Source organism: Cupriavidus sp. DB3 (assembly GCF_020418465.1).
Classification (GTDB): Bacteria; Pseudomonadota; Gammaproteobacteria; order Burkholderiales; family Burkholderiaceae; genus Cupriavidus; species Cupriavidus cauae.
On sequence record NZ_JAIZPL010000001.1, the window covers coordinates 534688 to 551777 of the forward strand.

General features: G+C 67.7%; 16 protein-coding genes and 1 pseudogene. 6 read left to right on the top strand and 11 right to left on the bottom strand.

Annotated elements, in window-relative coordinates:
* Nucleotides 1-92: 92 nt before the first annotated feature.
* The 5 genes from K7G19_RS02240 to K7G19_RS02260 form a co-directional block, all read right to left on the bottom strand.
* Nucleotides 93-1073, bottom strand: coding sequence for an ABC transporter ATP-binding protein (locus K7G19_RS02240; protein ID WP_149318410.1), 981 nt, complete (start codon nt 1071-1073; stop codon nt 93-95).
* A 98-nt stretch (nt 1074-1171) separates the two neighbouring features.
* Nucleotides 1172-2236: an ABC transporter ATP-binding protein gene (locus K7G19_RS02245; protein ID WP_149318296.1), complete on the bottom strand. Its 1065-nt coding sequence runs from the start codon at nt 2234-2236 to the stop codon at nt 1172-1174.
* A gap of 34 nt (nt 2237-2270) precedes the next feature.
* Nucleotides 2271-3158 carry an ABC transporter permease gene (locus K7G19_RS02250; RefSeq protein WP_226105553.1) on the bottom strand — a complete coding sequence of 296 codons (888 nt, stop codon included), beginning with the start codon at nt 3156-3158 and terminating at the stop codon, nt 2271-2273.
* 16 nt (nt 3159-3174) lie between these two features.
* Nucleotides 3175-4125, bottom strand: coding sequence for an ABC transporter permease (locus K7G19_RS02255; protein ID WP_226105555.1), 951 nt, complete (start codon nt 4123-4125; stop codon nt 3175-3177).
* A gap of 33 nt (nt 4126-4158) precedes the next feature.
* Nucleotides 4159-5736 (bottom strand): ABC transporter substrate-binding protein, encoded by a 1578-nt coding sequence (locus K7G19_RS02260; protein WP_226105557.1) that lies wholly within the window; start codon nt 5734-5736, stop codon nt 4159-4161.
* Between K7G19_RS02260 and K7G19_RS02265 the strand changes: the two genes are divergently transcribed.
* The 4 genes from K7G19_RS02265 to K7G19_RS02280 all read left to right on the top strand — a co-directional run bounded on the left by K7G19_RS02265 (nt 5708) and on the right by K7G19_RS02280 (nt 9864).
* On the top strand, nt 5708-5899 hold the full coding sequence (locus K7G19_RS02265; protein WP_226106360.1) for a hypothetical protein: 192 nt from the start codon (nt 5708-5710) through the stop codon (nt 5897-5899). The two genes, K7G19_RS02260 and K7G19_RS02265, sit on opposite strands and share 29 nt — an antisense overlap.
* 345 nt (nt 5900-6244) lie before the next feature.
* Nucleotides 6245-7360 (top strand): NADH:flavin oxidoreductase/NADH oxidase, encoded by a 1116-nt coding sequence (locus tag K7G19_RS02270; RefSeq protein ID WP_226105559.1) that lies wholly within the window; start codon nt 6245-6247, stop codon nt 7358-7360.
* A 259-nt stretch (nt 7361-7619) separates the two neighbouring features.
* Nucleotides 7620-8999 carry an APC family permease gene (locus K7G19_RS02275; protein ID WP_226105561.1) on the top strand — a complete coding sequence of 460 codons (1380 nt, stop codon included), beginning with the start codon at nt 7620-7622 and terminating at the stop codon, nt 8997-8999.
* A 22-nt stretch (nt 9000-9021) separates the two neighbouring features.
* The gene (locus K7G19_RS02280) at nt 9022-9864 is read left to right on the top strand and encodes a class I SAM-dependent methyltransferase (RefSeq protein WP_150083720.1); all 843 of its coding nucleotides are present in this window, start codon (nt 9022-9024) and stop codon (nt 9862-9864) included.
* 137 nt (nt 9865-10001) lie between these two features.
* On the opposite strand, the gene K7G19_RS02285 is transcribed toward K7G19_RS02280, so the two are convergent.
* The 6 genes from K7G19_RS02285 to K7G19_RS02310 form a co-directional block, all read right to left on the bottom strand.
* On the bottom strand, nt 10002-11000 hold the full coding sequence (locus K7G19_RS02285) for a tripartite tricarboxylate transporter substrate binding protein (RefSeq protein WP_149318303.1): 999 nt from the start codon (nt 10998-11000) through the stop codon (nt 10002-10004).
* A 75-nt stretch (nt 11001-11075) separates the two neighbouring features.
* Nucleotides 11076-11639, bottom strand: coding sequence for a carboxymuconolactone decarboxylase family protein (locus K7G19_RS02290; RefSeq protein WP_226105563.1), 564 nt, complete (start codon nt 11637-11639; stop codon nt 11076-11078).
* Between the two features lie 19 nt (nt 11640-11658).
* Nucleotides 11659-12531, bottom strand: coding sequence for an SDR family NAD(P)-dependent oxidoreductase (locus K7G19_RS02295; RefSeq protein WP_149318305.1), 873 nt, complete (start codon nt 12529-12531; stop codon nt 11659-11661).
* A 72-nt stretch (nt 12532-12603) separates the two neighbouring features.
* A complete protein-coding gene (locus K7G19_RS02300) occupies nt 12604-13455 on the bottom strand; it encodes an SDR family NAD(P)-dependent oxidoreductase (protein ID WP_226105565.1) in 852 nt (283 codons plus the stop codon).
* Between the two features lie 102 nt (nt 13456-13557).
* The gene (locus tag K7G19_RS02305) at nt 13558-14082 is read right to left on the bottom strand and encodes a carboxymuconolactone decarboxylase family protein (protein ID WP_149318307.1); all 525 of its coding nucleotides are present in this window, start codon (nt 14080-14082) and stop codon (nt 13558-13560) included.
* A 530-nt stretch (nt 14083-14612) separates the two neighbouring features.
* Nucleotides 14613-15266, bottom strand: a complete 654-nt coding sequence (locus K7G19_RS02310; RefSeq protein WP_370639492.1) for a substrate-binding domain-containing protein — start codon at nt 15264-15266, stop codon at nt 14613-14615.
* On the opposite strand from K7G19_RS02310, the pseudogene hisD reads away from it, so the two are divergent.
* Nucleotides 15212-16261 (top strand): annotated as a pseudogene (gene hisD / locus K7G19_RS02315) (histidinol dehydrogenase); the annotation flags it as partial. The gene K7G19_RS02310 and the pseudogene hisD sit on opposite strands and share 55 nt — an antisense overlap.
* A gap of 2 nt (nt 16262-16263) precedes the next feature.
* On the top strand, nt 16264-17055 hold the full coding sequence (hpsO, locus tag K7G19_RS02320; RefSeq protein WP_226105567.1) for a (S)-sulfopropanediol 2-dehydrogenase HpsO: 792 nt from the start codon (nt 16264-16266) through the stop codon (nt 17053-17055).
* Nucleotides 17056-17090: the final 35 nt, after the last annotated feature.

Consider the following 17090-nt stretch of genomic DNA (forward strand, 5'->3'; position numbering starts at 1 on the left):
ACGCGGCGGCCGGGGCCCCGTGTTCGGCGTACGCGACCGCCGACCGCGAGGGGCGGAACGATGCGCGATGGTTGGGGGGCCGCTCCAGGGTGTCAAGCCACGGCCCGGGCGGGCTCTGCCGCGGCGGCCAGCACGCAGCTGACGCGATGGCCGTCGCCCAGCGAGACGGGCTGCGGCACGCGTTCCAGGCATTCGGCCCGCGCATGGGCGCACCGTGGCGCGAAGCTGCAACCGGCGGGCAGCGCGGCCAGATCCGGCGGCGATCCCGCAATGGCGGTCAGCCGCTCGCCGCGTGCCATGCCGTGCTGGCGGCTTTGCAGCAGCGCGACGGTGTACGGATGGCGCGCATCGCGCAGCAGCGTCCGGATCGGACCTTCCTCGACGATGCGGCCGCCGTACATCACGGCGACACGGTCGGCGATCTCGACGGCCGCGCCGATATCGTGGGTCACGAATACGATCGACAGCCCGAGCGCGCGCTGCAGCTCGCGCAGCAGGATCAGCACCTGGATCTGCACGGTGGCATCGAGCGCGGTGGTGGGCTCGTCGGCCAACAGGATCTTCGGCCTGGCGGACAAGGCCAGCGCGATCATCGCGCGTTGGCGCATCCCCCCCGACAGCTCGTGGGGATAGGCCGCCAGGCGCCGCTCGGGGCTCGGGATGCGGACGGCCTCGAGCGCCTGCAGGGCCTGCTGGCGCGCTTGCGCGGCCGAGACGCGGGCATGCGCGCGGATACATTCGACGATCTGCTGGCCGATGGTGTAGACCGGGTCCAGCGCGAGCAAGGGTTCCTGGAACACCATGGCGACCGTGCCGCCGCGGATCCTGGCCAGGCCCCTGGCATCGAGCCGCATCAGGTCGGTGCCATCGATGCGGATGTCGCCGGTCATCGTGGTGCGGCGGGGCGGATGCAGCCGCATCAGCGCGCGCAACGTCACGCTCTTGCCCGAGCCGGATTCGCCGATCAGCGCGACGGCCTCGCCCGGGGCCACCTGCAGCGAGACGCCGTTGACGGCGCGAATGGTCTTGCCGCCGGCGTCGAAGGCGACATGCAGGTCCCGCACGGCGATCATCGGCGCGGCGGTGGAAGGGGGCGCGGACGAAGGCGCGGTGCAGGAAGGCGCGGCGTCCGGCGTCGATGCGGATACGGTGGATTGCATGCCGGCCTCCGTCAGCAGGGAGCGGCGGCGATGGCCGCCGGCTGCCGTACCAGCGGGCGCGAATGGCCGCCGTTCGGATCGGCCATCAGGCAGGCCACCGGATGACCGGCCATCGCGTCGGACAGCACGGGCGCGCGCTGTCCGCACACGGCCTCGGCCAGGCTGCAGCGCGGATGGAAACTGCATCCCGACGGCGGGTCGATCGGATTGGGCGGATCGCCGGCGAGCGGCGGCGCCAGCGTGCGGCGGTCCGGGTCCATCGACGGCATCGATGCCAGCAGCGCGCGCGTGTAGGGGTGGGCCGGATCGGCGTAGATCGCCTCGGTATCGCCGATCTCGGCGACCTTGCCCAGGTACATCACCATCACGCGATCGCACAGATAGCGGATCACGTTGAGGTCATGACTGATGAAGACATAGGTCAGGTCGAACTCCGCCTTCAGGTCCAGCAGCAGGTTTAGCACCTGGGCCTCGACCGACTTGTCGAGCGCCGAGACCGCTTCGTCGAGGATCACGAGCCGGGGCCGCAGCACCAGCGCACGCGCGATATTGACGCGCTGACGCTGGCCGCCGGACAGCTCGTGCGGATAACGGCCGCCGAAGCGCAACGGCTCGAGGCCCACGCGGGCGAGAAGCTGGCGCGCCCGCTCGGTCGCCTCGCGCGCCGGAACGCCATGCACCCGCGCGGTGAAGGCGATCGATTCCTCCACGGTCACCCGCGGGTTCAGCGACGAATAGCTGTCCTGGAACACCATCTGCACCTGGCTGCGGTAGCGCTTGAGCGGCAGCTGGGCGGAACCGACGCCCAGCGCGTCGAAGATCAGCTCGCCACTGTCCTGCTCGATCAGTTGCATCAGCAGCCGCGCTGTGGTCGACTTGCCGCAGCCGGATTCGCCCACCACGCCGAGCGTCTCGCCCTTGAGCACGTCGAAGCTGACGCCGTCGACCGCGCGTACCGCGCCGGCGCGGCGCCCGGGAATCCTGCCTTTCAGCGGGAAATGCTTCACCAGGTCGCGCGCGATCACCAGCGGCTGCGCAGGGCCGCCGAGGTCGGCGTTCGGCGCGGAAAATGACATCGACATTGTCATCGACATAGACATCGGCATCGGCTCAGTCCTTGATTTCCATTGCCGAGCGGATGCCGTCGGCGAGCAGGTTGAACGAGATCGAGGTCACGAAGATCATCGCCCCGGGCAATGCGGCCACCCAAGGCTGGGTATAGATCGCGGTACGCAACGTGTTCAGCATCAGCCCCCATTCGGGCTCGGGAGGCTTGACGCCAAGGCCCAGGAACGACAGGCCGGAGGCCAGGATCATCGACACCGAGATCAGGCCGGTGGCGTAGACGAAGATCGGTCCCAGCACGTTGTTCAGCACGTGCGCGCGCACGATGGTCAGGGCGGACGCCCCGGAGGCCCGTGCGGCGTCGACGAACTCGCGATGGCGTACCTGGGTGGTGACGCTCTCGGCCACGCGCGCGATCTGGGGGACGAAGACGATGGTCAGCGACAGCAGCGCATTGCCCACGCCGGCGCCGAGCGTGCCCGACAGCGCGATGGCGAGCAGCACCGACGGAAAGGCGTAGAAGATGTCGACCACCCGCATGATCGCGGTATTGGTCCAGCCGCCGGCATAGCCTGCCACGATGCCCAGCGCGCTGCCCAGCACGAAGGCGATCAGCACCGGCGTGATGCCCATGAACAGCGACAGCCGCGCGCCGAGGATCAGGCGCGACAGCATGTCGCGGCCGAGCTCGTCGGTGCCGAGCGGATAGCCCTCGGTGCCGATCGGCTTGAGCCGCTTCAGGATCGAGGACGCGTAGGGATCGGCCGGCATCAGCCACGGCGCCAGGAACGCGACGAGGATCAGCGCGAGCAGGATCAGGGCCGCGCCCATCGCCAGCCTGTTGCGCAACAGCCGGCGACCTACCGTGGTCCAGTAGCCGGGGGAGCGCTCCACCGCGGCGGGCGCCGCGGCATTGTCCAGCGTCATTTCCATGGCGTTCTCCGGATCGCTAGTTGCGCTGGATGCGCGGATCGAACAGCGTCTGCAGCGCGTCCACCGCCAGGTTCAGCAGCACGAAGAACACGGCCAGCACGAGGATCGTGCCTTGCAGCAGCGGAAAATCGCGCTGGAAGATCGCCGAGTTCAGCAGGAAGCCGGTGCCGGGCCAGGCGAACACCGTCTCGATCAGGATCGAGCCGCCGAGCAGATAGCCAAGCTGCAGACCCATCACCGACAGCGCGGTCGGGGCGACGTTCTTGACCACGTGACGGAACACCGCCAGGTCGGACAGGCCCCGTGCCTTCAGGCCGACGATGAACTCGTTCGACAGGATCTCCGCCACCAGCGCCCGGATGGTCCGCGCGACGATGCCCATCGGAATCACCGACATCGTGATCGCCGGCAGCAGCATGTACTGGACGTGTTCCCAGTTCCAGCTCCAGTCGCCCGAGCCGCCCGGTCCGGCGCCCGTCGCCGGCAGCCAGCCCAGCATCACCGAGAACACGATGGCCAGCACCATGCCCAGCCAGTAATGCGGCACGCTGACGCCGAATACCGACAGGAACGAAGCCGCGCGGTCGACCGCCGAATCGCGCAGGTAGCCGGCGACGAAGCCGAACAGGCAGCCGAAGGTAAAGCCGATCAGCGTGGCCACTGCCGCCAGCCGGACCGAATTGACGACCGCGGTGGCGACCTCCTGCATCACCGGGCGGCTGGTGGCGATCGACGTGCCCAGGTCGCCGTGCAGCGCGCGCGTCAGCCAGTGCACGAATTGCTCGATGAAGGGCTTGTCGAAGCCGTACAGCGCGGCCAGCTGCTGGCGCATTTCCTCCGAGGCATCGGGCGGCAGCACCGACACCAGCGGATCGCCGGGCGCGATATGCACCAGCGAGAAGCACAGCAGCGCGACGCCCAGCAGGATGGGCAAGGCATACAGCGCGCGGCGAAGCAGGTAGGACATGATGGCGGGTCCGGGGCAGTCGGTCGCGTTCGATCAGTCCATCGACATCGTGGCGATGTCGATGAACCAGCTTTGCGGCTGCACCACGCCCTTGACCTTCTTCGAGATCGCGCGCGGGCCGACGTCATGCGCGATCAGCACGAAGGGCGCCTCCTCGACGATGCGGGCATGCAGCTTGGCCAGCGCACTGTCGCGGCCCTTGTCGTCGAACGAGGTGCGCGCGGTCTCGATCAGCTTGTCGAACTCGGGATTGCTGAAGTAGCCCCAGTTGTTCGACACGGGCGGCTGCGTCTTGCTGCTGACGAAGCGCACCATGGCGAAGAATGGGTCCATCGCGGCGAAGCTGACGTTGATCGCGTTGGCGCCGTGGGCGCTCGGGTCCTTGGCGCCGATGCGCCAGTTGGTAAACAGCGTGTTCCATTCGACCACGTCGAAATCGACGTCGATGAAGCACTCCTTCAGGTTCTGCTGCACGTACTCGTTCATCGGCAGCGGCTGCATCTGGCCGGAGCCCGAGGCGGAGACCTGCACCTTGACCTTGACCGGCTTGGCCGCCGAATAGCCCGCCTCCTGCATCAGCTTGCGTGCGCCGGCGGGGTCGTACCTGATGTCGAACTTGGGATTACCCCACCACGGATTGCCCGCCTCGACGATGCCCTTGGCCTCGGCCATGTAGCCGCCCAGCAGCGTCTTCAGGCCGGAGCGGTTGACGCACAGGTTGGCCGCCTGGCGCACGCGCTTGTCCAGCCAGGGCGAGCCGGGCGCGAACGACAGCTGCCACGGCCACATATGCGGCTGCGCGTTGGCGTAGACCTGGAAGCCACGGCTCTTGATCTGCGCGATGGCGTCCGGTGCGGGTGCCTCGATCCAGTCGACCTGCCCGGACAGCAGCGCCGCGGTGCGCGCGTTGGCCTCCGGCATCGGCATCATCACGACCTTGTCGATCCTCGGCACGCGCTTCGCGTCCCAGTACTGGGCGTTCCTGACGACCTCGAGGCGCTCGCGCGGCACGAAGCGGCTCATCTTGAAGGGTCCGGTGCCCGCCGCGTCGGCGGCAAAGGCCACCCACGCCTGCTTGGAGCGCTCGACCGGGTCGGTGACCGAGGCCGGCACCGCGGCGAACTTCTTCTCCCATTGCGCGGGGGACGCCATGAACAGGTTGGTCAGGTTGTACGGCAAGAAGGAGTCGGGCTCGGAGGTGGTCAGCTCCACCGTCAGGTCGTCGATCTTGCGCGCCGAGCGCAGCGTCGGCATGCGCGATGCGGTCACGCCGACCTGGCTCGGGTCGAACTGCTTCGCGGTCTTGTCCAGTACCTTGCCGACGTTCCACACCACCGCATCGGCGTTGAATGGCGTGCCGTCATGGAACTTGACGTTGGGGCGCAGCTTGAAGACCCACTTCGTCTTGTCCTTCGCGTCCACCTTCCATTCGGTGGCGAGGCCCGGGATCAGCAGGCTCGGACCATCGCTCTTCGACAAGTCCCATTGCGTCAGGCCGTCGTACATCGGAATGCCGCTGAAGCGGTTGCCCTCGAAGCCCTGGTCGGGCTGGCCCAGCGTGCGCGGAATGTCGGCGGCCGTCATGCCGATGCGCAAGACCTTCTCGGCCATCGCGGACCCCGGCAAGGCCAGCAGCGACAGCGCGATCGCCGCGCCGATGGTGCCGAGCCTTGGGCGGGTGGCCGATGCCGAGGCGGCAGTGGGGGACGAAGCGGCGGTCGACATCGATGCGAAAGCGCAGGCGAAGCAGTTCACTGGCAAGGCTCCTGAGTAGGGAAGCGGCGGGAAGAGACGTCGGGACTGCCAAAGCAAGTGATATGCCATCGCCATTCCTGCACCGCTGCGGCGATGGCGCGGAGCGTCCCGCTCGAAACGCGGCGAGGCGGTCAGCGGGAATCAGGGGCGGCACCCTCGGCGGGCACCATCGGCGGGAGTCGCAGCACCACGATCGGCGGGCCACGCACCAGGATGCGTCGGTCAGGGCCGTGCCCGCTCCCTGCAGCAAACGCTCAGTTGCCGCACAATGCCTGCCTGGCCCGCCTGGCCCGCCTGGCCCGCCTGGCCCGCCTGGCAAGCCCGGGACAGGGCCGATTCCAACCCGAACAAGAAGAGGTTCTCGATGTCCGCTCTCTTTACCCCGCTGCAGATCGGCAAGCTGCAGCTCGACAACCGCATCCTGATCGCGCCGATGTGCCAGTACTCGGCGGAGCAGGGCAATGCCACGGACTGGCACCTGATCCATCTCGGCCATCTGGCGTTGTCCGGCGCCGGCATGCTGATTCTCGAAGCCACCGCGGTCTCGCCGCAGGGCCGCATCACGCCCTACGACCTGGGCTTGTACTCGGACGACAATGAGGCGGCGCTGGCCCGCGTGCTGAAGGCGGTGCGCGCGTATTCGCCGATCAAGATTGCGATGCAGATCGCGCATGCGGGCCGCAAGGCGTCGAGCCGCGCGCCGTGGGATGGCGGCTCGCAGATTCGCCCGGACGAGCCGCAGGGCTGGCTGACCGAGGCGCCGTCCGCGGTTCCCCATGGGCCGAACGAAGTCCCGCCGGTTGCGCTGGACCGCGCCGGCCTCGAGCGCGTCAAGCGCGATTTCGTCGAGACCGCGAAGCGCGCTGCGCGCCTGGGCATCGATGCGATCGAGATCCACGCCGCGCATGGCTATCTGCTGCATCAGTTCCTGTCGCCGATCGCGAACCATCGCGACGACGAGTACGGCGGCAGCCTGGAGAACCGGATGCGCTTCCCGCTGGAAGTGTTCGACGCGGTGCGTGCCGCCTTCCCGGCCGACCGTCCCGTGTGGGCGCGCATCTCGGCGACCGACTGGGTGCCGAACGGCTGGGATATCGAGGGCACGGTGGCGATCTCGAAGGAGCTGGCCCGGCGGGGCTGCGCGGCGATCCATGTGACGACGGGGGGCGTGTCGCCGCAGCAGGCGATCAAGCTGGGACCGGGCTATCAGGTCCCGTACGCGCAGCGGGTCAAGGCCGAGGTTGGGCTACCGACCATCGCGGTCGGGCTGATCACCGAGCCCGAGCAGGCCGAGAGCATCATCGCCAACGGCGAGGCGGATGCCGTGTCGCTGGCTCGGGCGATGCTGTATGACCCGCGCTGGCCGTGGCACGCCGCGGCAAAGCTCGGCGCGCAGGTCCAGGCGCCGAAGCAGTACTGGCGTTCGCAGCCGCGCGAGTTCAAGGACCTGTTCACGGGTGCGGCTTTCGGCCAACGTTGAATGACACCGATGTCATTTTCGGCGGGTTTGGAGCGTCCCCTTCGTCACGTCGAATGACCCGGCCGCGGAGGAGGCCGCCGCACCCCTAGTCACCCCTTCGGATGTTTCGTATTGTGGACAGGCAGACAAGTTCGCTGCCTGCCACGGCAGCGATGCGAGCGCGGAATGCAGGCCCCGGAATGCGCGCCCCGGAATGCAGGTTCCGGAATGCAAGCGCATTTCGCAAGCCGATTTCGCTCCATCCGTCCGAGGGATAGGGATGACCGATCCGAACCAGCCCCGACCGCAGGGCATCCTGTCGGTCTTCGATGCCATCACGATCATGGTGGGCCTCGTCCTTGGGGTTGGGATCTTCCGCACGCCGTCGATCGTCGCGGGCAGCGTCGATTCCGAGGCGATGTTCATCGTGGTCTGGATCGTCGGCGGCATCATTACCTTCATCGGCGCGCTGTGCTACGCCGAACTGTCGGCGGCCCATCCCAACGCCGGCGGCGAATACCACTTCCTGTCGCGTGCCTACGGCCGCTCCACCGCGATGATGTTCGGCTGGGCGCGCTGCACCGTCATCCAGACCGGCGCGATTGCGGCGGTCGCCTTCATGCTGGGCGACTACGTGGCGCAGCTGCTGCCTGCCGGTCTGTTCGGCCCTCTTGATCCCTTCAGCCCGGCGATCTATGCCGCGTTGGCCGTGATCGTGCTGACCGGGATCAATGTGATCGGCACCATCGAGGGCAAGAACCTGCAGGTGGTGGTGACCTTCCTGGAGATCGGCGGCATCGGCGCGATCATCCTGTTCGGGCTGTTCGGCTCGCCGGAGACTGCCGAACGCACCGCGCCCGCGATGCCGCCGGAGACCGCGGCGATCGGCATGGCGATGATCTTCGTGCTGTTGACCTATGGCGGCTGGAACGAGGCGGCCTATCTGACCGGCGAACTGAAGGACGCGCCGCGCAATATCGCCAAGGTGCTGGCGGGCGGCACCGTCATCCTGGTGGTGCTGTACACGCTGACCAACCTGGCCTTGCTGTCGGTCCTCGGGCTGGACGGCTTGCGCGAATCCGATGCGGTCGCCGCCGACATGATGCGCGTGGTGGCCGGACCGGTCGGCGAGCGCGTGGTCACGGCCGCCATCGTGGTCGCCGCGATCTCGACGCTGAACGCCACCATCTTTACCGGCTCGCGCGTGTTCTACGCGATGGCGCGCGACATGACCGTCATGCAATGGGTCGGCGTCTGGAACGGCCGCGGCAAGACGCCGGCCAATGGCCAGATCGCGCAGGGGATCATCGCGCTGGCGCTGATCGCGGTGGGGGCGATCACGCGCGACGGCTTCAAGGCGATGGTCGACTACACCGCGCCGGTGTTCTGGGGCTTCCTGCTGCTGGTCGGCCTCTCGCTGTTCGTGCTGCGCTGGCGCCATCCCGGCCGCGCCTTGCCGTATCGCGTGCCGCTGTATCCGGTCACGCCGATCATCTTCTGCCTCACCTGCCTGTACATGCTGTATGCCAGCGTGACCTATACCGGCGCCGCGGCGCTGATCGGGGTCGCGATGCTCGCCGCGGGCGCGCCGATCCTGCTGTTCAAGCGCAAGCAGGCCGAAGCCGCGGAGAGACAGGATGCTTCACCGGACCCCATGTGACCCTCAGAACAGGAGAACGTCGATGACGATCTTGCACAAGTCCTTCGTCGCTGCCGCGCTTGTCGCCGCGGGGGCGATGGCATTCAGCGGACCCGGATTGGCGCAGACGGAGACGGCGTCCGAGGTGACCTCGGTCTACAAGCCGTCCGTGGGCCAATCGGGCAAGGACGTGGTGTGGGTGCCGACCTCGCAGGCGCTGGTCGACCGCATGCTCGACATGGCCGAGCTCACGCCAAGGGACCATCTGGTCGACCTCGGCTCGGGCGATGGCCGGCTGGTGATCACCGCGGCCAAGCGCGGCGCCAGCGCCCGCGGCATCGAGTTCAATCCCGACCTGGTGGCGCTGTCGCGCCGGACGGCGCAGGCCGAGGGCGTGGGCAATCGTGCGCGGTTCGACCAGGGCGATATCTTCAAGTCGGACTTCTCGAACGCCACCGTGGTGACGCTGTTCCTGCTGCCGGACCTCAATCTCCGGCTGCGTCCGACCTTGCTGAACATGAAGCCGGGCACTCGCGTCGTCTCCAATACCTTCACGATGGACGACTGGGAGCCCGACGAGACGGCCCAGGTCACCCAGGGTTGCGCGGGGCACTGCACCGCCTACAAGTGGGTGATCCCCGCCAAGGTGCAGGGGACCTGGCGGATGGGCGACAAGCAGCTGGTGCTGACGCAGAAGTACCAGATGGTCGAAGGGACGCTGCGCGAGGAAGGCGCCAGCACGCCGATCAGCGAGGGCCGCATCGCGGGAACGAAGATCACGTTCGTGGCCGGTGATCAGCGTTATACCGGCGAGATCAGCGGCAGGACGATGCAGGGCACGACCGAAGGGGGAGGGCGCTGGAACGCGACCTTGATGAAGCCTTGACCGACGTCGCCACGCATGGCATTGGCGGATAGCATCGGAAGGCTCCACGTCGAGCAGGGCGGCAAGCGACCCGCCACACCATCGTCTGGCCATGGTCGCGCCGTCGCCGCCGATCTCGGTGTCATGGTGGCCGAATGCTACTCCCGCTTTGGCAGGCTCGCGATCAGCGATTTGTAGAGCGTCACCTCCTCGGTGATCATGCGCTGAATCGCGGGCAGGTCGTCCAGCATCGGTTCGGACCCGTTCGCACGGAGCGAGGCCGGGTACTCGCGGCCATTGAGCACGCGGCGGATCGCGGTCCTGAGCTTCTCGGTGACCGGGGCCGGCGTTTCGCTGCGCACCAGGAACACATCCCAGCTGTAGTAGGAGAAATCGGGATACCCGCTCTCGGCCACCGTCGGAACGTCAGGGTAATTGACATGCCGCGACGTGCCCGTTACTGCGAGCGGGCGGATTTTTCCGGTCTTGATCAGCTCCTGTGTCGCCGTGGCATCGCCATACGCCATGTCGATGCGCCCGGCCACCAGATCGGGCAGCGCCATCGGGTATCCCTTGTAAGGGACGTTCTGCAGGTGGATGCCCACCATCTTGGCCAGCCGCTGGGAGGTCAGGTAGTAGCCGTCGGAGTAGGTGCCGATGGTGATCGGGTTGGGCCTGGCCTTGGCGACCTGGGCCAGGTCGCGCATGGATTTGATCTCGGAATTGGCCGGCACGGTCAGGATGGCTTGCGCGCGCAGCATGCCGCCCGCGAGCTTGAAGTCCTTGACCGGATCGTAGGGCAGGGACCGGCCGAAGGCGAGCGGGATGGTCATTCCCGAGGAGCTGCCAACGAGCAACGTGTAGCCATCGGCCGGCGCCATCCGGGCGGCCGAGAACGCAATGGTGCCATTGGCGCCGGGGCGGTTTTCAACGACCACCGGCTGTTTCAGCTCCTTGGACAGCGCGTCGGCGAAATTGCGCGTGCTGGTATCCAGTCCATTGCCGGCAGGAAACATCAGGATGATCCTGAGCGGCCGATCCGGAAATCCCGTTTCCTGTGCCGTGGCGCCGGCACTCGTCAACAGCGCGGCGCTGGCGGCGGCGCCGATCGCCAGGACGCAGATCTGGCGACGCATCGCGATGAAATTCCTCTGCATTTTGATTGGTTCTCCTCCGTTTTTATGGCCATCGGGGTTGCCGATCCTGCGCGAACCCCGCACCGGTAGCCCCGCTCACATCCGTGCGAGATGCGCTTCGTAGCCAGGCTCCAGCTGGATTTCCATCGTTTGCAGGAAGCGGCTGACGCAGACATAGAAGCTCGCCGTCAACACCAGCTCGACAACGGCCGCATTGTCGAAGCCGCAGGCCTTGAGCTGCGTCACGGTCGCCTCCGAGGCGCTGGGGCCAAGCGTGACCTCCTCGGCCAGCTGCAGCACCGCGCGTTCGCTCGCATCGAACAGGTCGGTGTGGCGCCAATGCGCGAGCGCATCGATCTGCGCATCGCTGACGCCGGCCTCGAGTGCCATCGGCAGGTGGTGTGCCCACTCGTAAGCCGTGCCGGCGACCTGCGCGCCGCGCAGGATCAGCAGTTCGCGCAACGGACGCGAAGTCCTGGCGTTCAGGCGCAGCGGCCAGGCAAAGTCGAGCCAGGCGCGGAACATCTCGGGCGCGGTGCCCAGTACGCGGTAGAGATAGGGCATCTTGAAGCCGGCCCCGCGCGCCGCGCGAACGTGGTCGAACAGGGCTTTCGCGGCGGTATCTTCAGGGTGCTCGGGCAACAGGGGAATGCGTGGCATGGGGGGTTCCGGAATGCGTTCAGGCGGACTTCGCCTGGGTCGCGGCATCGGGCTTCAGGCCGGGCGAGGGGGCGTTGCCCGCGGTGGTCCCCGCATCGACCGGGAAGATCACGCCGGTGACCCAGCGTGCCTCGTCGCTGGCCAGGTAGGCGACGGCGTGACCGACGTCCCAGCCGGAGCCTTCGGTTTGCAGCAGCGAGCGCTTGCGGCGTAGCTCGCGCACCTCCGGCGTCATCCGTCCGGCCACCATCGGCGTATAGACCATGCCGGGCGCGACGCAGTTGACGCGGATGCCCTCGACGCCGTGATGCGCGGCCATGGCGCGGGTCATGTTTACCACCGCCCCTTTGGAGGTCGGATAGAGCAGCGCGGGCGTACCGCCGATCAGCCCCGCCACCGAGGCAATGTTGACGATGGCGCCGCGGCCGATCTTGCGCATCTCGGGGATCGCGTACCTGGCCATCAGCATCATCGAGGTGACGTTGACGCGCAGCGCATGGTCCCACTGCTCGATGTCCAGCTCGACCGCGGTGCCGGCCGGCCCGCCGATGCCGACGTTGTTGACGAGGATGTCCACGCGGCCCCAGGCCTTGACGGCGGTGGCCACCGCCTCGCGGCATTGTTCGGCAACCGACACGTCGCATGCCGCGGCGAGCGCGGTGCCACCCTCGGCCGCAATCATGCGCTCGGTCTCGCGCGCCGCGTCCAGCTGCATGTCCAGAAGCAGGACGCGGGCGCCACGGCGCGCGAGCAGGATGGCCGCGGCGCGGCCATTGCCGATGTCGGCGGTGCGCGAGCCGGCGCCGGTGACGATGGCCACGCGGCCTTCGAGACTGCTGCTGGCCGGTTCGGAGTGGGGCGTGGTGAGGGCAGCGGAGGAAATGGTATTCATGATGGAGATGCCGAGCGATTGGAGGGAGCCGATGCCGAAGGCATGGTCAGCGTTTGAAGGCAGAAGACACGTTCAGGCGCGCGCCACGCCGACACCAAGCCCACCGTCGACCATCAGCGCATGGGCGTTGACGTAGCTCGATTCGTGCGAAATCAGGAACAGGCAGGCGTAGGCGACTTCCCAGCCGGTGCCCTGGCGGCCGAACGGTACGGCCGCTGCCCGGTTCAGCCGGCGGCGCGATGCATCCCGGCCCATCGGCGTATCCATCAGGCCCGGCAGCACCGCATTGCAGCGGATGCCCCTGGGCTCGCCCGCCACGGCGATCGCGCGCGCGAGCGCTACCTGCGCGGCCTTCGACGATTCGTAGGCCGGATTGCGCCCGGTGTTTCGCACCGCCGCGAGGGAGGACATCAGCACGATCGACGATCCCGGTGCCATCGCCTCCAGCGCCGCCTGGCTGAACAGCATGTGGCTGCGCACGTTGACCGCATACTCCTCATCCCAGTTGGCGGCGGTCTGGCTGGCGAGGGGCAGCGCCTTCGAGATCCCGACATTCAGTACCAGCCCGTCGAGCCCGCCCAGGCGCTCGGCGCAGCGCCGCACCAGCGGCGCGATGGCATCGGCGTCGCGCACATCGGCGACCTCGGCAAAGGCCTTTCCCCCTTCGCGCTCTACCTGCGCGCAGGTATGGTCGACGGCGGCCTTCGACATGTCGACGCAGGCCAGGCTGGCGCCTTCGCGTGCAAACAGCAGCGAGATCGCGCGGCCATTGCCGACCGGCGGATCGTCTTCGGGTAACTCTCGCTGGCCGGCGCCGATGACGAGTACGCGGCGGCCCTGCAGGCGGCCGCGGCCGGGCGCGCGGCCCAGCGTCTCGTCATGCATCTGAAGGCCTGGGTCGACTTCCTGGGGAGCAAGGTTCATGGCTTCGATCTGTCTTGTTGGCGGGGGAATGCGACGGTGCCCGATGTCGATCAACCGATCCGGTCAAGCGATCCGGTCAATCGATCCGGTCAATCGATCCGGTCAAGCGATCGTGCCCGGCGGCTCGATGTCGACCTCGAAGTTCTCGAGAAAACGGCTCACCAGCATGTAGAAGCCGATCACCAGCGTCAGCTCGGCGACGACGCCAGGGCTCAGCCGCTCGCACAAGGCGTGGAACATCGCGTCGGGCGCTTTCACGTGCAACAGCACCTGGTCCGTGTAGGCCAGCACCATCTTCTCGGTCTCGTCGAGCGCGGAGGTATCGGCTCCTTGTTCGAGCGCGGCGATCTTCTCGTCGGCCAGTCCCACCCGGCGTGCCACGCGCTTGTGCTGGTGGACCTCGTAGCCGGCCCCGCTGAGGATGCCCACGCGCAGGATCGCAATCTCCCGCAGCTTCGAATCGAGCCTGTTCTCGCGCAGGATCGCGCCGCCCAGCGCCAGAAAGCCTTCGGCCGCCTTGCCCGCGTGCGGCAGCATGCGGTAGAGGTTCAGCGGCGGGCGCGAACCGATCAGGCGAAGATAGGACTCGGGGGCTTGCGACATGTCGAAGTACGGAATGCGGGCCATGGTTTTCCTTGAATCGGAGGGATCGACGAGGATCCGGGGGGCACGCGTCTCGCCGCGGCGCCGCGCGCGAAACGTCCCCTTCCTCTGCATCGTTGGGCCGAAACAGAGGAAAGAGAATGGAGCGGTCCTTGTAAAGACCGCTACGGGAAGTGCGTGATGAATCGTTTCATTGCCGGGTTAAAAAAAGATCGAGTCCCTTTTTCGGCAGGTGACTCGATGCGATTTGCGGTACGTTCGAAGTATAGGTATGGATTCTTTTGCGAATCAATGTCCGGACGGATCGGTGTTTTCCCTTGCCTCCGCTCCGGTATGGTGTCCGGCGGTCCGTCGGGGCGCGATCACACTCGCTCTCCCGCTTGCCGGTGAGGTTGGGGTGAGGGCGGGTGGTCGAGCAGCGACGGCCGCATCGCCGGCACCAGCATCTAGTTCGTCGCGGGCGATCAGCGTTATGCCGGCGAAATCAGCGGCAAGACCATGCAGGGCACCACCGAGGGGGGAGGCGCTGGAACGCGACGATGGTCAGGCCGCGATCAGGCGCGGACGGCCGGTGGCGCGGTGGTTTGACGCTCTACCAGCGTGACCGGCAGCTCGGTCCGGCCCGGCTCCACGCCGTCCTGCAGCCACGACAGCAGCGCCTGGGCGGTCATGCGGCCCAGCGTCGCGCTTTCGAGCGCAATGGTGGTCAGCGCGGGCGTGATCTCCGCGGAGATCGGCAGGTCGTCGCAGCCGACGATGGACAGCTGATCGGGCACCTGGATGCCCAACGCGGTTGCCTCGAACAGGCAGCCGAGCGCCAGCACATCGTTGCCGCAAAAGACGGCGGTCGGCCGGCTCGGCGACGCCTGCAGTATGTGGCGCAGGCCGGCACGGCCGCCGGCGAAGCTGTAGGGCTGCTCGCACAGCGCGCCGGCGTCCGGCTTGATCCGCAGTGCACGCAGCGTGCCGAGGAATCCTTCGGTACGTAGTCGCGCCCGATCGTTGTGTTGGGCAATCCCGGAGATCATGCCGAAGTCGCGGTGGCCAAGGTCATACAGATGCCTGGCGGCCAGCGCGCCGATCTCGACGTTGTCGAAGCCGATACAGGGATAGTGGCTGGACAGCGACCAGGTCAGGATCGTCTTGATCCCCGCAGAAGGCGTCGCTGCAGGAGTTTTCGGTGGAACTGCACCCGGGCGTGACGGCAGGTCAGCGCGTGATTCCCGTCAACGTGGTCGGGTGCTATGCGCCCGCCGGCCGCTATGCGCATATCGCCTCCGCCTATATGGGCGTCGCGACGGCGAAGGCTGCGGGGGTCAGGACCGTAGTGGCATGCTCGAGCCCGTTCCGCGGCCAGGGTATCCATCCTCACGTTCTGTATGCCTTCCAGGCGGCGGGCGCGGACCTGATTCTGACCCTTGGCGGGGTGCAGGCGATCGCGACGATGGCGTACGGCCTCTTTACGGGAAAACCGGCCGACGTGGTGGTGGGCCCCGGCAACAAGTTCGTCGCGGAAGCCAAGCGCACGCTGTTCGGCCAGGTTGGCATCGACGTGTTCGCGGGGCCGTCGGAGGTTGCGGTCATCGCGGACGACAGCGCCGATGCCGCCATCGTGGCCAGCGATCTGGTCGGGCAAGCCGAACATGGGCACGAATCTCCCGCCTGGCTGTTCACGACATCGCGCGGGCTGGCCGAACGGGTGATGGCGCTGGTCCCGGATCTGATCGCCGCGTTGCCCCCGACAGCCAGGGATGCCGCGACTGCCGCGTGGCGCGACTACGGTGAGGTCATCCTGTGCGACAGCCGCGAAGCGGTCGCGGACATCTCCGACCGCTACGCGTCCGAACACCTGGAGGTCCATGCCCGCGATCTCGATTGGTGGCTCGCCAACCTGACGTGCTATGGCTCGCTGTTCCTCGGCGAGGAAACCACGGTGGCGTTCGGCGACAAGACCAGCGGGCCCAATCACGTGCTGCCCACCAAGGGCGCGGCCCGCTATTCGGGCGGCCTGTCGGTTCACAAGTTCATGAAGACCCTGACGTGGCAAAGGATGACGCGCGAGGCGACCCGGCAGATCGGGCAGGTCACCGCCCGCATCTCGCGCCTGGAGGGCATGGAGGCGCATGCGCGTACCGCCGACGACCGCATGGCGAAGTACTTTCCGGGTGCCCGCGCGGAGATGGGCGCGCCGGTGGAGGTCTGACCATGTCGGTCCTTGATGGCCCGGCATCCGCTACCCGGCTTGCCGCCGCGCTGAACGGCCGTCAGGCCCTTGTCACCGGCGGCAGCTCGGGAATCGGCGAGACGATCGCGATGGCGTTGGGCCGCGCCGGTGCGCGCATCCTGCTGGCCGCGCGCCGCCAGGCTCAGCTCGATGCCGCGGCGGGCCGGCTTGATGCGCTCGGGATAGCGGTCGACACGGCGGCCTGCGACGTCTCCGATCTCGACGCCATCCCGGCGGCCGTTGCGGCCATGCGGGACCGGCACGGGCATATCGATATCCTGGTCAATGCCGCGGGCATGAACCTGCGCGAGCCGTTTGAAGCGGTCACGCCCGCGTCCTGGCGCCTTCAGCTCGATACGCACCTCGGCGCGCCATTCTTTCTGACCCAGGCGCTGGCGCCCGCGATGCGCGATGCCGGCTGGGGACGCATTCTGAACATCGCGTCGCTGCAGTCGTATCGGGCCTTCGCCAACAGCGCGCCATACGGCGCCGCCAAGGGCGGCATCGTCCAGCTGACGCGCGCCATCGCCGAGCGGTGGTCCTCGCATGGCATTACCTGCAATGCGATCGGACCGGGCTTCTTTCCGACCGCGCTGACCGGGCCGGTATTTGCCGACGCGGCGCTGGCACAGCATCACGCCGCCCGCACCTGCATCGGGCGCAATGGCGAACTGGCAGACCTGCAGGGGCTGGCGGCGTTTCTCGCCAGCGATATGGCGGCCTATATCACCGGCCAGACCTTCATGGTCGACGGAGGGTACACGGCGAAATAGGCAACGGCCGGCGCAGACGGCGAACCCGCACGCGG

Excerpts from the sequence above, each read along its gene's own strand:
- K7G19_RS02300 (WP_226105565.1), bottom strand. The coding sequence starts at position 13,455 with ATGAACCTTGCTCCCCAGGAAGTCGACCCAGGCCTTCAGATGCATGAC.
- K7G19_RS02275 (WP_226105561.1), top strand. The coding sequence starts at position 7,620 with ATGACCGATCCGAACCAGCCCCGACCGCAGGGCATCCTGTCGGTCTTC.
- K7G19_RS02245 (WP_149318296.1), bottom strand. The coding sequence starts at position 2,236 with ATGTCATTTTCCGCGCCGAACGCCGACCTCGGCGGCCCTGCGCAGCCG.
- K7G19_RS02295 (WP_149318305.1), bottom strand. The coding sequence starts at position 12,531 with ATGAATACCATTTCCTCCGCTGCCCTCACCACGCCCCACTCCGAACCG.
- K7G19_RS02285 (WP_149318303.1), bottom strand. The coding sequence starts at position 11,000 with ATGCAGAGGAATTTCATCGCGATGCGTCGCCAGATCTGCGTCCTGGCG.
- K7G19_RS02270 (WP_226105559.1), top strand. The coding sequence starts at position 6,245 with ATGTCCGCTCTCTTTACCCCGCTGCAGATCGGCAAGCTGCAGCTCGAC.
- K7G19_RS02250 (WP_226105553.1), bottom strand. The coding sequence starts at position 3,158 with ATGGAAATGACGCTGGACAATGCCGCGGCGCCCGCCGCGGTGGAGCGC.
- K7G19_RS02260 (WP_226105557.1), bottom strand. The coding sequence starts at position 5,736 with ATGGCCGAGAAGGTCTTGCGCATCGGCATGACGGCCGCCGACATTCCG.
- K7G19_RS02240 (WP_149318410.1), bottom strand. The coding sequence starts at position 1,073 with ATGATCGCCGTGCGGGACCTGCATGTCGCCTTCGACGCCGGCGGCAAG.
- K7G19_RS02280 (WP_150083720.1), top strand. The coding sequence starts at position 9,022 with ATGACGATCTTGCACAAGTCCTTCGTCGCTGCCGCGCTTGTCGCCGCG.
- K7G19_RS02305 (WP_149318307.1), bottom strand. The coding sequence starts at position 14,082 with ATGGCCCGCATTCCGTACTTCGACATGTCGCAAGCCCCCGAGTCCTAT.
- K7G19_RS02255 (WP_226105555.1), bottom strand. The coding sequence starts at position 4,125 with ATGTCCTACCTGCTTCGCCGCGCGCTGTATGCCTTGCCCATCCTGCTG.
- hpsO (WP_226105567.1), top strand. The coding sequence starts at position 16,264 with ATGTCGGTCCTTGATGGCCCGGCATCCGCTACCCGGCTTGCCGCCGCG.
- K7G19_RS02290 (WP_226105563.1), bottom strand. The coding sequence starts at position 11,639 with ATGCCACGCATTCCCCTGTTGCCCGAGCACCCTGAAGATACCGCCGCG.
- K7G19_RS02265 (WP_226106360.1), top strand. The coding sequence starts at position 5,708 with ATGCCGATGCGCAAGACCTTCTCGGCCATCGCGGACCCCGGCAAGGCC.